This is a genomic window from Methylobacillus sp. MM3 (assembly GCF_001645185.1).
Lineage (GTDB): Bacteria > Pseudomonadota > Gammaproteobacteria > Burkholderiales > Methylophilaceae > MM2.
This window is the reverse complement of sequence record NZ_LXTQ01000030.1, coordinates 39,885-53,545: the sequence shown is the minus strand read 5'-3', so window position 1 is coordinate 53,545 and position 13,661 is coordinate 39,885. Positions and strand designations below refer to the sequence as shown.

The window sequence follows — 13,661 nt, the reverse complement described above, 5'->3', positions numbered from 1 at the left end:
CTGGCATTCCTGCCGGCGGCGGCGTTTGCCGGAAATATGCAGGAAATGAAACTTCCCAATGGCTTCAAGGTGGTGGTGCAGGAAGACCACCGTTCACCTGTCGTGGTGTCTCAAGTGTGGTACCGGGCGGGAAGCGTGGATGAGTTCAACGGTACGACCGGCGTGGCGCACGTACTGGAACACATGATGTTCAAGGGCACCAAAAAAGTCCCGGCCGGCCAGTTTTCGCGCATCGTCGCGGCGGCAGGCGGCAAGGAAAACGCCTTTACCAGCCGCGATTACACCGTGTACTTCCAGCAACTGGAAAAATCTCACCTTGAGCTTTCCATGAAGCTGGAATCCGACCGCATGGTCAATCTCAACATGACCGACAAGGAGTTTGCCAAGGAAATCCAGGTGGTCATGGAAGAGCGCCGCTGGCGCACCGATGACAAGCCGCAGGCGCTGGTCGGCGAGCAGTTGATGGCTGCAACCTTGCAGGCGCATCCTTACGCCCGCCCGGTCATTGGCTGGATGAACGATCTCGTAAACATGAATGCCCAGGACGCCCGCGACTGGTATAAGCGCTGGTATGCGCCCAACAATGCCACGCTGGTGGTGGTAGGCGACGTCAAGCCGCAGGAAGTTTTCCGTCTCGCGAAGAAATACTTCGGCCCGCTGAAGGCGCGCAAGCTGCCCGAGCGCAAGCCGCAAGTTGAGCCTGAGCAGAAGGGTGAGCGGCGAGTGACGGTCAAGGCGCCGGCCAAGCTGCCTTATATTGCAATGGCCTACCATGCCCCATCGCTGAGCAAGGCCGACGACTGGGAGCCGTATGCACTGGAAATCCTCGCCGGCGTGCTGGATGGCAACCCGGCATCCCGCCTTAACCGAGAGTTGGTGCGCCGCGAGCGTATCGCCGTCAATGTCGGTGCCGGTTACGACGCGGTCAATCGCGGCCCGGCCTTGTTCGAATTCGACGGTACCCCGAGCGAAGGCCACTCAGTGGAGGATCTTGAACTCGCGATTCGCAGCCAGATCGAGCAGCTGAAGGAAGATGGAATTACCGAGGACGAATTGCAGCGCGTCAAGGCGCAGGTGATCGCGGCCGATGTGTATCAGCGCGACTCGATGTTCTACCAGGCCATGCAGATCGGCATGCTGGAAAGCACCGGATTTTCATGGCGCGATCTTGACGAGTTCCCGAAGCGCTTGCAGGCCGTGACGGCCGAGCAGGTCAAAGCCGTCGCCAATAAATATCTGGTTGACGATCAGTTGACGGTTGCCGTCCTCGATCCGCAGCCGATAGACGAAAACAAGCCGCAAGCCCCGGAGGTGCCGCATGTGCACTAATTTTTCGTGGGGAATTTCCAACAAGAACATAGTGGATGCGATGACTAGACTGTTTTTCGGGATTATTGCGCTGGCCATGTCTGCGGCCGCGCAGGCGGCACTGCCTATCCAGCATTGGCAAAGCGCTTCCGGCGCCAAGGTGTATTTCGTGGAAAACCACGACTTGCCCATCCTCGACGTGAGTATCAATTTTGCTGCCGGCAGCAGCTTCGATACGCCCGAAAAAGCTGGAGTGGCGGGGCTGACGCAGGGCATGCTTTCGCTCGGCGCGGGCGGGCTGACCGACGACCAGATTTCCAACCGTTTTGCCGATATAGGCGCACAGCCTGGCGGCGAGTTCGACCTGGACCGTGCGGGCCTCAAATTGCGTACCTTGTCGAGTGAGCGGGAGCGTGTCGCGGCGCTTGAACTGCTCGCCACGCTATTGCAAAAGCCTGACTTTCCGGCAGCCGTGCTCGAACGCGAAAAAGCGCGCGCCATCGCTGGCCTGCGCGAAGCCGCCACCCAGCCGGAGAGCATTTCCGGCAAGGCATTTTCCAAGGCTCTGTTCGGCAGCCATCCCTACGCGCTGGACGAAATGATGGAGCCGGAAACCGTCGAAAAAATCACACGCGACGACTTGATCGCCTTTCATCGCAGTCACTACACGCGAGGTAATGCGGTAGTCGCCATCATCGGTGATGTGACTCGTGCTCAGGCCGAAGCAATTGCCGAGCAGTTGGCTTCCGGACTGCCGGAAGGCGCAGCCGCAGCGGCGATTCCGCCTGTGCCATTGCCGAGCGCCCCGGTTGAAACGCGTATTTCGCATCCTGCCGCGCAATCGCACATCCTGCTCGGTTATCCCGGCGTAAAGCGTGGCGATCCCGATTATTTCCCACTCTATGTCGGCAACTACATTCTGGGCGGCGGCGGTTTCGTGTCGCTGCTGACGGAAGAAGTGCGCGAGAAGCGCGGGCTGGCCTACAGTGTTTACAGCTACTTCATGCCGATGCGCGAAGCGGGGCCGTTCCAGATCGGCTTGCAGACCAAGCGCGAACAGACCGATGCCGCGCTCAAGGTGGTGCGCGAAACGCTGGATAAATTCATCCAGTCCGGCCCTACGCCCAAGGAGCTGAAAGCGGCCAAGGACAATATCATCGGCGGATTCCCGTTGCGTATCGACAGCAATGGCAAGATCCTGGATTACCTGGCGGTGATCGGCTTCTATGGCTTGCCGCTGACCTACCTCGATGACTTCAACAAGGAAGTCGCCAAGGTGACCACGGCGCAGATCAAGGATGCATTTGCGCGGCGCGTCAAGCCGCAGAACATGGTGACGGTGATCGTTGGCGGCAACGGCAAATAAGGTCCGCATCAACGCCGGGGAATGGCGCAGCCGCATGCTGCGTTTTCCGGATGCGCTCGGGCTGCGTCCGACGCCTGATCGTGTGCGCCAAACCCTATTCAATTGGCTGGGACAGGAGCTGCACGGCAAGGCTTGCCTGGATTTGTTTGCCGGCAGCGGAGCGCTCGGGTTCGAAGCGGCCTCGCGTTATGCGGCCTCAGTGACGATGGTGGAGCAGAATCCGGCGGTGCATCGTGCATTGGCTGACAATGCCGCATTGCTGAAAGCCGGCCAGGTGCGCTTGCTCCGCATGGATGCCTTGCAATTCCTGGCTCAGGATACGCAGCCGTTCGACGTGATTTTCCTCGATCCGCCATTCGGTCAGGGCTGGCTGGAAAAGCTCCTGCCGCTGCTGGCGCCGCACCTGGCTCCCGATGGGGTTGTTTATGCCGAATCTGAATCACCATTGCAGGATGGACCGGATTGGCAAGTCTACAAGCACGGTAAGGCGGGTAGCGTGCACTATCACCTGTTAAAATGTCATCCATGAATTCAAAAGCCGTCTATCCCGGTACTTTCGACCCGCTGACCAGCGGCCATGAGGATATTGTCCGCCGCGCCGCGGGCCTGTTTTCCGAAGTGGTGGTGGCGGTGGCGGACAACACCTCCAAGAAGTCATTTTTTAACTTGCCGGAGCGCGTCGAGCTGGCGACGGCAGTTCTCGCCGATTGTCCCAATGTGCGCGTGATGGGTTTTTCCGGCCTGCTGATGCAGTTTGTGCGGGAGCAGGGTGCCAGCGTGGTAGTGCGCGGCCTGCGTGCGGTATCCGATTTTGAATACGAATTTCAACTGGCGGGAATGAACCGCAAACTCTATCCCGAAGTCGAAACCTTATTCCTCACACCGGCGGAGCAGTACATGTTCATTTCCGCCAGCCTGGTGCGGGAAATTGCGGTGCTGGGTGGCGACGTATCCCAGTTTGTTTCGCCGCTGGTGCAGGAATCGTTGCAGCGCAAGATGCGCAACCGCTGATGGAGTTTTGAACTATGGCTTTAATGATTACCGATGAATGCATCAATTGCGATGTATGCGAGCCTGAATGCCCGAACAGCGCCATTTCGCAAGGCGAGGAAATCTACGAGATCAACCCGGACAAGTGCACCGAATGCGTTGGGCATTACGACAAGCCGCAGTGCCAGGAAGTCTGCCCCATCGATTGCATTCCGTTCAATCCGGACGTGCGCGAGACGCACGACCAGTTGATGGCGAAGTATTTGCGGCTGGTGGGTAGCGGCAAGAAGTAATCATCCAAGACGTTCTGCCGGATCTTGCCGGTAGAACAATCTCAGTTGTTCATACACCGCCGGATATTCGCGTTTCAGCAAGCTCGGCGTTTCGAAAAAATGTTCGCTCATCACCGCAAAAAACTCTTCCGGCGCTACTGTCCCGTATGGATCGAGTGCGGTATCCTCGCCGCGGTCGACGCGTTTGCGTAAATCCTCATAGGCCGGCTCGAACGCCGCCCGCCAGTTCCGCACGCGCATGCCATCATGCAATGCCGGACAGCCATTGACGCTGCCGCTGCTGTAGTCCAGCTTATGCGCCAGCTCGTGGATCACCGCGTTATAGCCTTCACATCCGCCCGAGGCAGCGACATCCGCCCAGGACAATACTACCGGCCCGCGCTGCCAGGCTTCGCCGATACGGATTTCGCGCCTGGAATGGACGAGACCATATTCATCCGTCCACTCCTGGCGTGTGGCGAACTCGCCCGGATACAGGACAATGGATTTCCAGCCGCCGTACCAGTCGATACCGAGATTCAGAATGGGGAGCGAGGCTTGCGCGGCGAGGTGTATGCGCATTGCTTCCGTGAGTGCCAGCCCTTGCACCGGCTCCAGGCTTTTCTCACGCAGAAACAGGCTGGCCAGAGCGCGCAAGCGCTCCAGCGCCTGTGCGTCCAGTCCGGCAAGCAGCGGCAAGCCATTGACCGCCGCCAGCCAGGCGGATGGCGGAATAGCATGTCGTGCGAGGGTGCGTTTGCGCAGCCAGTTTTTGAAGATGCCCATGACGCTATTTTACGGGGATAATACGAACATCCATGCAACTGGGAACAAAGGAGAAAAATCCATGCGCATTCTTCATACCATGCTCCGCGTCGGAGACCTGGACCGCTCGATCAAGTTCTACACCGAAATCCTCGGCATGCAGGTGCTGCGCCGGGAAGACTATCCCGACGGCAAGTTTACACTGGCTTTTGTCGGCTATGGCGGCGAGCGCGATCATACCGTGCTTGAGCTGACCCATAACTGGGGTACCGAAAGCTACGATCACGGCAATGCGTTCGGCCACATCGCCATCGAGGTCGAAGACGCTTATCAGGCGTGCGACAAGGTCAAGGCGGCAGGCGGCAAGGTGATCCGCGAGGCCGGGCCGATGATGCACGGCACGACGGTGATCGCGTTCATCCAGGATCCGGATGGCTACAAGATCGAGTTCATACAGAAAGGTACTGCCGGATATTAAGTTTCGGCGGCCAACATCAATAATTTATTTCGGAGATCGAAATGACGGTAATCAAATATGCTTCCGCAGTGGCTTTGTTTGGCTTGGTGGCTGGTTGCGTGATTGTCCCAGCGGAGCCGCAGCAGGATAACAAGACACCGGTGTGCCACAAGGGCAAGAAGACGCTTTATGTGGGGGATTCCGCAGTAGATGCGCATTTGAAGCATGGGGATTATGTGGGCATTTGTCGTTGAGTTTGCGTGAAGAATGGAATAGGAAAGCCGGCGATTGCCGGCTTTTTTGTGTCGTATCGCCTGAAGTCGCGTTGTATGCGGTATGGGAAACCTGCTCCACGCGAATGATGTGGCATACACCTGTCATATGTACGCCGGCGCACGGACAGCGATTCACTCGTCGCTGAAAATATTAAAGTAAGGGGTAACGGTCCAATTAGGAGGTTCACCATGGCTAAATGCGAGGCGTGCGGAAACGACTACGACAAATCCTTTGAGGTTTTGCTGCAAGGCAAGACCCATACGTTCGACAGCTTTGAATGTGCCATTCATGCACTGGCGCCTACCTGCGAGCACTGTGGCGTGCGCATCATCGGCCACGGTCTGGAGAAGAGCGGTCGAATGTTCTGCTGCGACCATTGCGCCGAACAAGAGGGCGTGAATGATCTGTGCGATCGTGCCTAACTGAGTTAGTACGGCTCGATTTCTCTGCCTGCTCCGTCACCCGAATTGCATACAAGAAAGCCCGCTGATGCGGGCTTTCTTTAATACTCTTGAGTTGTAGGAGTTACTGAAAAAAGTCCTTCACCTTCTCCATCCACGACTTGGCCTTGGGACTATGTTTCTGTGCGTCCAACTGGTTGATTTCCTCCAGTTCGCGCAGAATTTCCTTCTGCCGTTCGGTCAGTTTCACCGGGGTTTCCACTGCGACGTGGCACATCAGGTCGCCGTGTTCGCTGCTGCGTAGCGCCTTGATGCCTTTGCCGCGCAGGCGGAAGACGGCGCCGGTTTGCGTTTCGGCGGGAATCTTCACCTTGGCGTGGCCGTCGAGCGTTGGGATTTCGATTTCGCCGCCCAGGGCTGCCGTGCTGAAGCTGATCGGCATTTCGCAATGCAGGTCGCCGCCGTCGCGCTTGAAGATAGTGTGTTCCTTCAAATGCACGACGACATACAAGTCGCCCGGAGGACCGCCGTTGACGCCGGCTTCGCCTTCACCCGACAGGCGAATGCGATCGCCCTCATCCACGCCGGCGGGGATTTTGACCGACAGCGTTTTGTGCTGCTTGACCCGGCCGTCGCCGTGGCAGGTGGGGCAGGGGTCCTTCACCATCTTGCCGCTGCCGTGACACTTGGGGCAGGTCTGCTGGATGGAGAAAAAGCCTTGTTGCATGCGTACCTGGCCATGGCCGCCGCAGGTGGTACAGGTAACGGGCTTGGTGCCGGGGCGTGCGCCGGAGCCATGGCAGGTTTCGCATTCGGCCATGACGGGAATGCGAATCTTGGTTTCGGTGCCGCGCGCCGCTTCTTCCAGCGAGATTTCCATGTTGTAACGGAGATCTGCACCGCGATAGACATTGGAGCGACGACCGCCGCCACCGCCGCCGAAGATATCGCCGAAGATATCGCCGAATGCGTCGGAGAAGTTGCCGAAGCCCTGACCGCCGCCGCCCATGCCCGCCTGCTGATCGACGCCGGCATGGCCGTATTGATCGTAGGCTGCACGTTTCTGGCTATCCGAAAGAATTTCGTATGCCTCCTTGGCTTCCTTGAAGTGCTCCTCGGCCTTGGGGTTATCCGGATTGCGGTCCGGATGGTGTTTCATCGCGAGTTTGCGATAGGCTTTCTTGAGCTCGTCGTCCGATGCGTCGCGGTTGACGCCCAGTACTTCGTAAAAGTCTTTTTTTGCCATTCTCTAAGCATGACGGGGAATGGAAGGATTCGCGAGATTCCTGTCCATTCCCCGCTCCCGTTGGGTTGGTCGATTACTGCTTGTCGTTTTTGACTTCTTCGAATTCCGCATCGACGATATTGTCGTCGGCGGCTTTCTCGGATTGCGCGCCGCCGGCGGATTCAGTGCCGCCTTCCGGTTGTTGCTGCGCGTAAACCTTTTCGGCCAGCTTGTGCGATGCTTCCATCAGCGCATTGGTCTTGGCTTCGATGGCATCCTTGTCGTCGCCCTTCAGCGCTTCCTCGACTTCGGTAATCGCGGATTCGATCTTGGCCTTTTCGTCGGCATCCAGCTTGTCGCCGTGCTCGGACAGCGATTTCTTCACGCTGTGTACCATGCCGTCGGCGGCATTGCGGGCGTCAACCAGCTCGCGCAGCTTGTGGTCTTCCTCGGCATGCGCGGCGGCATCGGCCTCCATGCGCTGGATTTCCTCTTCCGACAGGCCGGAGTTGGCCTTGATGGTGATCTTGTTTTCCTTGCCGGTCGCCTTGTCCTTGGCCGAGACGTGCAGGATACCATTGGCGTCGATGTCGAAGGTGACTTCAATCTGCGGCATGCCGCGCGGTGCAGGCGGGATGTCGGACAGGTTGAACTGGCCCAGGCTCTTGTTGCCGGCAGCCATTTCACGTTCGCCCTGCAGCACCTGGATGGTCACGGCGGACTGGTTGTCCTCGGCGGTCGAGAACACTTGGCTCGCCTTGGTCGGGATCGTGGTGTTCTTCTGGATCAGCTTGGTCATCACGCCGCCCAGGGTTTCGATACCCAGGGAAAGTGGGGTCACGTCCAGCAACAGCACGTCCTTCACTTCGCCTTGCAGCACGCCGCCCTGGATCGCGGCGCCAACAGCCACGGCTTCGTCCGGGTTCACGTCCTTGCGCGGTTCCTTGCCGAAGATTTCCTTAACCTTCTCTTGCACCTTGGGCATGCGGGTCTGGCCGCCGACCAGGATCACGTCGGTGATGTCGTCGATCTTGACGCCGGCGTCCTTGATCGCGGTTCGGCACGGCGCGATGGTGCGCTCGATCAGGTCTTCGACCAGCGATTCGAACTTGGCGCGGGTGATCTTGACTACCAGGTGCTTCGGACCGGTCGCGTCAGCGGTGATGTAGGGCAGATTGACTTCGGTCTGTTGCGCGGAAGAGAGCTCGATCTTGGCCTTTTCTGCAGCTTCCTTCAGGCGCTGCTTGGCCAGTAGGTCGTTGCGCAGGTCGAGGCCGTTTTCCTTCTTGAACTCGTCGGCGAGATAGTCGATCAGGCGGTTGTCGAAGTCTTCGCCGCCGAGGAAGGTGTCGCCGTTGGTGGAGAGCACTTCGAACTGGTGTTCGCCGTCGAGCTCGGCGATTTCGATGATGGAGATGTCGAACGTGCCGCCGCCCAGGTCATACACCGCGATCTTGCGATCGCCTTCCTGCTTGTCCATGCCGAAAGCCAGCGCGGCCGCAGTCGGTTCGTTGATGATGCGCTTCACTTCCAGGCCGGCGATACGGCCGGCGTCCTTGGTGGCTTGGCGCTGGGAGTCGTTGAAGTAAGCCGGTACGGTAATCACGGCTTCGGTGACTTCTTCGCCCAGGTAATCCTCGGCGGTCTTCTTCATCTTGCGCAGCACTTCGGCGGAGATTTGCGGCGGGGCCATCTTCTTGCTGTTGACTTCGACCCAGGCATCGCCGTTATCGGCCTTGACGATGGTGTAAGGCATCAGGTCGATGTCCTTCTGCACTTCCTTTTCTTCGAAGCGGCGGCCGATCAGGCGTTTGACGGCGTACAAGGTGTGCTTCGGATTGGTGACGGCCTGGCGTTTGGCCGGTGCGCCGGCCAGGATCTCGCCGTCGTCCTGATAAGCGATGATGGATGGGGTGGTGCGAGCGCCTTCGGCGTTCTCGATCACGCGCGGCTTGCCGCCTTCCATGACGGCGACGCAGGAGTTGGTCGTACCCAGGTCAATACCGATAATTTTTCCCATTGTGTCTTTCCTCAATAAATATTTTCAAGAATTCGGTGAACCGATGTTTCAGAAATGGGGATGGTTCCGCCGATTTCAAGCCTTGGGCTTCGCTACCATGACCAGAGCCGGGCGAAGCACGCGATCATGCAGGGTGTAGCCCTTTTGCAGCACCTGGACAACGGTGTTCGGCTCGGCTTCGGCTTCCACCATGCTGATGGCCTGATGCTTGTGCGGATCGAATTTTTCACCGGCTGGGTGTACTTCTGCGACATTGAATTTCTCGAATACGCTGGAGAGCTGCTTCAGCGTCAATTCGACACCACTCTTGTAACTCTCGATCGTGGCGCTTTCGACATTGAGGGCGGCCTCGAGACTATCTTTTACCGCCAGCAATTCGGAGGAGAATTTTTCCAGTGCAAACTTGCGTGCCTTGTCGATATCTTCAAGGGCGCGGCGGCGAATGTTTTCGGATTCGGCCTTGGCATACATCCAGGCGTCGTAGTGCTCCTGTGCCTTGCGCTCGGCTTCCTTGAGCATCTCTTCCAAGCCGGGCATCACTTCAATTTCATGCTCGACATCGGCATGGTGCTGCTCTTGCTCGGGTTGCGGATTTTGCTCTTTTTTCGACATGAAAATTTCCTCGATAGTTTTCGATACGGGGGAACATGGGGGCAGCATGAGAAAAAACAAGCCCGCGCCGGAAGAATTTTTGGACGCGGGCGTCGGAGGCCGTTTTTACTCTGGAGATGAGCGTTAAACGGTTAAGTCAACTTGCTGCAGCGTTCCGGCAGTGCCGTTCTCATAAAGGTAAATGCCGCTGCTGCGAACCTGGCCGAGATTCTGGTTGCCAGTCGATTAACAGAAAACGGGGTGCTTGCGTTGGCCGAATACAATGCGCCGACACTGCTTTGCGCGAGGGTGGCACTGGCGTACTGACTTTCGAGAATGATGGTTGATTCTGCGCTCTTCATGCCTGATTTATCGGCAAAAATGAGGCTGTCTTTAAAAATTATTAGGAAATTTCCATGCAATGGCTCTAAGCATGGTTTGTAGCCTCTAATGCCCGGAGACCTGCCAGCGCCTCATGGACAGTCGGCGTTATTCCGTCGCCTCCTATTGCCAGTACACGGCAGCCTTGGGGAGGGTAGGGGCCGACCTGGGAGAGATTGGTGTTGCAGAAAATGGCAAGAGTCGGAATCCCTAAGCCCACGCCAAGATGCATCAGTCCGGTGTCCAGCCCAATGACAGCCTTTGATTTCTGTATCAACTGGGCCAGTTGAGTAAGATTCAGACGTGGCAGCACTATAGCGTGAGGGATTTGCGATGCGATACGTTCTGCCCGCTGCCGTTCGGTATCGTTACCCCACGGCAGCAGAATCGGTGGATATTCACCCGCGATACGATTGCAAAAATCGATCCAGTGCATTTCTGGCCACAGTTTCTCATCGCGTGAGGTGCCATGCAGCACTATGGCATATGGGGCTGAGGAGGATAATGGCAACACCGCTTTGGGCGGGTTCAGGTTATATTCAGGAGGCGTTTGAGGCAATACATAGCTCAGCGCCTTGGCCGCCAAGAGCCGATTGCGCACGACTGCATGCATATCGCGTGGGATATCGTAAGCGTGCGTGTAAATGCGTGCGGCGATGCTTTCCCGGGCGGTATGCTTGTCTTGCCCGTGGGAAGGGCCGTTCGCCCAATGGCAGATCATCGCACTTTTCAGCAAGCCCTGAGTGTCGAGAATGGCATCGTAGTCAAAGGATTGCAGAGTGCGTTTGAATGCGGAAAAGTCGTGCCAGGTTTGCCATTGCCAGAGATTGCGCTTCCAGCGCCGCATATTGACCGGGATGATGCGGTTTATATGCGTATTCATACGTGCGATCTCGACAAAACTTTCCTCGGTGACCCAATCAATCACGGCCTCCGGAAAATGTGCGCGGATGTCGGCAATCATCGGCATGTTGTGCACGAGATCGCCCATGGATGAGGTTTTGACGAGCAGGATTCTAGGCATGGCGTGCGCATTTTCGCATAGATTCGGCGTTGTCTCTTGCTCTTGAGTGGCCTGCTCAGGCCATTGCTATTTGGACAAACTATGCCGAATATGTCGAAAATTGGCTCCTAGGTTTAATTGAAAGCGGAGAAACCTCATGAAGGTGCTCGTCACCGGCACGGCCGGATTCATCGGTAACGCGCTCGCCATTCGCTTGCTGGAGCGCGGCGATGAGATTATCGGCATCGATAACGTCAACGATTATTACGACGTGCGGCTGAAAGAGGCCAGGCTGGAGCGCATCAGGCATCATCCCGGCTTCACCGAAATCCGGATCGGCCTGCATGATCGCGCGGCGATGGAGGAAGTGTTTTTAAAGTACAGGCCGCAGCGTGTCGTCAATCTTGCGGCTCAGGCCGGCGTGCGTTATTCGCTCAAGAATCCTTACGCCTATGTCGATTCCAATCTGCTCGGCTTCGTCAATATCCTGGAAGGCTGCCGCCATCATGAGGTGGAGCATCTGGTGTATGCCTCGTCCAGCTCGGTGTATGGCGCCAATACGCGCATGCCGTTTTCGGTGCATGACAATGTCGATCACCCGGTCAGCCTGTATGCCGCCAGCAAAAAGGCCAACGAACTGATGGCCCATACCTACAGCCATCTCTATGGCATACCGACTACCGGGCTCCGGTTCTTTACCGTTTATGGCCCTTGGGGCCGGCCGGACATGGCTTACTTTTCCTTTACCCGGGATATCCTTGAAGGCCGTGCCATCAATGTTTTCAACCATGGTGACATGCAGCGCGACTTCACTTATATAGATGACATCGTCGAAGGCGTGATGCGCGCGCTGGACAAGGTGCCGCAAGGCGATCCGGGCTGGAGAGGGGGCGCGCCGGACCCGGGATCGAGCAAGGCGCCCTACAAGCTTTACAACATCGGCAACAATAACCCGGTAAAACTGATGCACATGATCGAGGTGCTGGAGCGCAATCTCGGGAAAACCGCCGCCAAGAATTTTCTGCCGATGCAGCCCGGTGACGTGCCGGCGACTTATGCCGATGTGGATGACTTGATGCGCGATGTCGGTTTCAAGCCGGCGACCAGCATTGAAGACGGTTTGAAGCAGTTTACCGACTGGTATCAGGCCTTTTACAGCATCGATGCCAGCCGGTGATTCTTACTTTAGCGACGGCCTATCGCGGAATACTCCAGGCCGTACGATTTGACGATGTCGGGCGTATACATGTTGCGCCCGTCGAAGATCGCCGGCGTTTTTAGCGTGGCCTTGACCCGGGCAAAGTCCGGCGCGCGGAATTCCTTCCATTCGGTGACAATCGCCAGCGCATCCGCGCCCTCAAGCGCCGCCATGGGATTGTCCGCGTAACGCAGGCGGGCATCGTCGCCGAAAATGCGGCGGGATTCGTCCATCGCGACCGGGTCATAGGCCGCGACGGTGGCGCCTAACTCCCACAGCCCCTGGATAAGGATGCGGCTGGATGCTTCGCGCATATCGTCGGTATTGGGTTTGAACGCCAGCCCCCACAGCGCGAAATGCTTGCCCTTGAGATCCGGGCCGAAGCGCGCGGCGATTTTTTCCAGCAATACGCCTTTCTGGATGTTATTGGCTTCTTCCACCGCATTCAGAACTTTCAGCGGTTGTCCGATGGATTCGGCTGTACGGATCAGCGCCTGCACGTCCTTGGGAAAGCAGGAGCCGCCATAGCCACAGCCGGGGTAGAGAAAGTGATAGCCGATGCGCGGGTCGGAGCCGATGCCGAGGCGGACCTGTTCGATGTCGGCACCCAGCTTGTCGGCCAGGTTGGCAAGCTCGTTCATGAAGGAAATGCGCGTCGCCAGCATGCAGTTTGCGGCGTACTTGGTGAGTTCGGCACTGCGGATGTCCATCAGCACCATGCGGTCGCGGTTGCGGTTGAAGGGGGCGTAAATTTCGCGCAAAAGCGCAATCGCGCGCTCATCTTCGGCACCCACGATAATCCGGTCCGGACGCATGAAGTCCTCGACCGCCGCACCTTCCTTCAGGAACTCGGGGTTGGAGGCAACGGCAAAAGGAATGTCAGATCCACGGGCCTTCAGTTCTTCCGCCATGGCGGCTTTGACTTTGTCCGCCGTGCCGACCGGCACCGTACTCTTGTCGACCACTGCCTTGAATTCGGTCATGTGCCTGGCGATGCTGCGTGCGGCGGCGGTGACATATTGCAAGTCGGCGGAACCGTCCTCATCCGGCGGCGTACCTACCGCAATGAATTGCACCTGACCCCAGGCCACGCTTTCTTCCACGTTGGTAGTAAACCGCAACCGACCGGCGGCGACGTTGCGCTGCACCATTTCAAGCAGGCCGGGTTCATGGATGGGAATTCCGCCGTTATTCAGAGTCTCGATCTTGCGCAAGTCGAGGTCGAGACATAATACGTCGTTGCCAACCTCTGCCAGACAGGTGCCGGTCACGAGGCCAACATAGCCGGTGCCGATGACGCTTATTTTCATGATGTTTTTGTCTCCTGATCAATAATGTATTGAATGCAGCAAGGCAGACATGAAATCCGGACTTTGGCGCATGCCGCGCCAGAGGCCGTTGAGCTCGA

The 13,661-nt window shown here is 57.6% G+C and carries 15 protein-coding genes; 9 read left to right on the top strand and 6 right to left on the bottom strand.

What is annotated here, in order from left to right:
* The first annotated feature begins 36 nt into the window (after nucleotides 1-36).
* Genes A7976_RS09030 through A7976_RS09010 form a run of 5 tightly spaced genes read left to right on the top strand, consistent with a single transcriptional unit; the run spans nucleotide 37 to nucleotide 3,957 of the window.
* Entirely contained in the window at nucleotides 37-1,329 is a 1,293-nt protein-coding gene (locus A7976_RS09030) for a pitrilysin family protein (RefSeq protein WP_067111105.1), read from the top strand.
* Nucleotides 1,330-1,369: 40 nt separating this feature from the next.
* Complete coding sequence (locus A7976_RS09025) at nucleotides 1,370-2,674, top strand: pitrilysin family protein (RefSeq protein ID WP_067111099.1); 1,305 nt, start codon at nucleotides 1,370-1,372, stop codon at nucleotides 2,672-2,674.
* Complete coding sequence (gene rsmD, locus A7976_RS09020) at nucleotides 2,655-3,203, top strand: 16S rRNA (guanine(966)-N(2))-methyltransferase RsmD (RefSeq protein WP_082878066.1); 549 nt, start codon at nucleotides 2,655-2,657, stop codon at nucleotides 3,201-3,203. The genes A7976_RS09025 and rsmD overlap by 20 nt, the downstream gene beginning before the upstream one ends.
* On the top strand, nucleotides 3,200-3,685 hold the full coding sequence (gene coaD / locus A7976_RS09015) for a pantetheine-phosphate adenylyltransferase (protein WP_067111096.1): 486 nt from the start codon (nucleotides 3,200-3,202) through the stop codon (nucleotides 3,683-3,685). Before rsmD ends, coaD begins: the two co-directional genes overlap by 4 nt.
* A 14-nt stretch (nucleotides 3,686-3,699) precedes the next feature.
* Nucleotides 3,700-3,957, top strand: a complete 258-nt coding sequence (locus A7976_RS09010; RefSeq protein WP_067110431.1) for a YfhL family 4Fe-4S dicluster ferredoxin — start codon at nucleotides 3,700-3,702, stop codon at nucleotides 3,955-3,957.
* Here A7976_RS09010 and A7976_RS09005 read toward each other — a convergent pair whose 3' ends face one another.
* Nucleotides 3,958-4,722 (bottom strand): zinc-dependent peptidase, encoded by a 765-nt coding sequence (locus tag A7976_RS09005; RefSeq protein ID WP_067110428.1) that lies wholly within the window; start codon nucleotides 4,720-4,722, stop codon nucleotides 3,958-3,960.
* Nucleotides 4,723-4,783: 61 nt separating this feature from the next.
* Between A7976_RS09005 and gloA the strand changes: the two genes are divergently transcribed.
* The 3 genes from gloA to A7976_RS08990 all read left to right on the top strand — a co-directional run bounded on the left by gloA (nucleotide 4,784) and on the right by A7976_RS08990 (nucleotide 5,856).
* Nucleotides 4,784-5,179, top strand: a complete 396-nt coding sequence (gloA, locus tag A7976_RS09000; RefSeq protein WP_067110426.1) for a lactoylglutathione lyase — start codon at nucleotides 4,784-4,786, stop codon at nucleotides 5,177-5,179.
* A gap of 41 nt (nucleotides 5,180-5,220) precedes the next feature.
* Entirely contained in the window at nucleotides 5,221-5,412 is a 192-nt protein-coding gene (locus A7976_RS08995; RefSeq protein WP_067110423.1) for a hypothetical protein, read from the top strand.
* A gap of 210 nt (nucleotides 5,413-5,622) precedes the next feature.
* On the top strand, nucleotides 5,623-5,856 hold the full coding sequence (locus A7976_RS08990; RefSeq protein WP_067110419.1) for a hypothetical protein: 234 nt from the start codon (nucleotides 5,623-5,625) through the stop codon (nucleotides 5,854-5,856).
* 103 nt (nucleotides 5,857-5,959) lie between these two features.
* On the opposite strand, the gene dnaJ is transcribed toward A7976_RS08990, so the two are convergent.
* The 4 genes from dnaJ to waaC form a co-directional block, all read right to left on the bottom strand.
* A complete protein-coding gene (gene dnaJ / locus A7976_RS08985; protein WP_067110416.1) occupies nucleotides 5,960-7,081 on the bottom strand; it encodes a molecular chaperone DnaJ in 1,122 nt (373 codons plus the stop codon).
* Between the two features lie 73 nt (nucleotides 7,082-7,154).
* Complete coding sequence (gene dnaK, locus A7976_RS08980; protein ID WP_067110413.1) at nucleotides 7,155-9,080, bottom strand: molecular chaperone DnaK; 1,926 nt, start codon at nucleotides 9,078-9,080, stop codon at nucleotides 7,155-7,157.
* A 75-nt stretch (nucleotides 9,081-9,155) separates the two neighbouring features.
* The gene (gene grpE, locus A7976_RS08975; protein ID WP_067110411.1) at nucleotides 9,156-9,692 is read right to left on the bottom strand and encodes a nucleotide exchange factor GrpE; all 537 of its coding nucleotides are present in this window, start codon (nucleotides 9,690-9,692) and stop codon (nucleotides 9,156-9,158) included.
* A gap of 406 nt (nucleotides 9,693-10,098) precedes the next feature.
* The gene (gene waaC, locus A7976_RS08970) at nucleotides 10,099-11,076 is read right to left on the bottom strand and encodes a lipopolysaccharide heptosyltransferase I (protein WP_067110409.1); all 978 of its coding nucleotides are present in this window, start codon (nucleotides 11,074-11,076) and stop codon (nucleotides 10,099-10,101) included.
* 136 nt (nucleotides 11,077-11,212) lie between these two features.
* On the opposite strand from waaC, the gene A7976_RS08965 reads away from it, so the two are divergent.
* Nucleotides 11,213-12,232, top strand: a complete 1,020-nt coding sequence (locus A7976_RS08965) for an NAD-dependent epimerase (protein WP_067110407.1) — start codon at nucleotides 11,213-11,215, stop codon at nucleotides 12,230-12,232.
* A gap of 8 nt (nucleotides 12,233-12,240) precedes the next feature.
* Here the strand turns inward: A7976_RS08965 and A7976_RS08960 are convergent, their stop codons facing one another.
* Nucleotides 12,241-13,563, bottom strand: coding sequence for a UDP-glucose/GDP-mannose dehydrogenase family protein (locus tag A7976_RS08960; protein ID WP_067110404.1), 1,323 nt, complete (start codon nucleotides 13,561-13,563; stop codon nucleotides 12,241-12,243).
* Between the last annotated feature and the right edge of the window lie 98 nt (nucleotides 13,564-13,661).

Excerpts from the sequence above, each read along its gene's own strand:
- A7976_RS08995 (WP_067110423.1), top strand. The coding sequence starts at position 5,221 with ATGACGGTAATCAAATATGCTTCCGCAGTGGCTTTGTTTGGCTTGGTG.
- A7976_RS08960 (WP_067110404.1), bottom strand. The coding sequence starts at position 13,563 with ATGAAAATAAGCGTCATCGGCACCGGCTATGTTGGCCTCGTGACCGGC.
- A7976_RS09010 (WP_067110431.1), top strand. The coding sequence starts at position 3,700 with ATGGCTTTAATGATTACCGATGAATGCATCAATTGCGATGTATGCGAG.
- A7976_RS09005 (WP_067110428.1), bottom strand. The coding sequence starts at position 4,722 with ATGGGCATCTTCAAAAACTGGCTGCGCAAACGCACCCTCGCACGACAT.
- coaD (WP_067111096.1), top strand. The coding sequence starts at position 3,200 with ATGAATTCAAAAGCCGTCTATCCCGGTACTTTCGACCCGCTGACCAGC.
- A7976_RS09030 (WP_067111105.1), top strand. The coding sequence starts at position 37 with ATGCAGGAAATGAAACTTCCCAATGGCTTCAAGGTGGTGGTGCAGGAA.
- waaC (WP_067110409.1), bottom strand. The coding sequence starts at position 11,076 with ATGCCTAGAATCCTGCTCGTCAAAACCTCATCCATGGGCGATCTCGTG.
- gloA (WP_067110426.1), top strand. The coding sequence starts at position 4,784 with ATGCGCATTCTTCATACCATGCTCCGCGTCGGAGACCTGGACCGCTCG.
- grpE (WP_067110411.1), bottom strand. The coding sequence starts at position 9,692 with ATGTCGAAAAAAGAGCAAAATCCGCAACCCGAGCAAGAGCAGCACCAT.
- dnaK (WP_067110413.1), bottom strand. The coding sequence starts at position 9,080 with ATGGGAAAAATTATCGGTATTGACCTGGGTACGACCAACTCCTGCGTC.
- dnaJ (WP_067110416.1), bottom strand. The coding sequence starts at position 7,081 with ATGGCAAAAAAAGACTTTTACGAAGTACTGGGCGTCAACCGCGACGCA.
- A7976_RS09025 (WP_067111099.1), top strand. The coding sequence starts at position 1,370 with ATGACTAGACTGTTTTTCGGGATTATTGCGCTGGCCATGTCTGCGGCC.
- A7976_RS08990 (WP_067110419.1), top strand. The coding sequence starts at position 5,623 with ATGGCTAAATGCGAGGCGTGCGGAAACGACTACGACAAATCCTTTGAG.
- A7976_RS08965 (WP_067110407.1), top strand. The coding sequence starts at position 11,213 with ATGAAGGTGCTCGTCACCGGCACGGCCGGATTCATCGGTAACGCGCTC.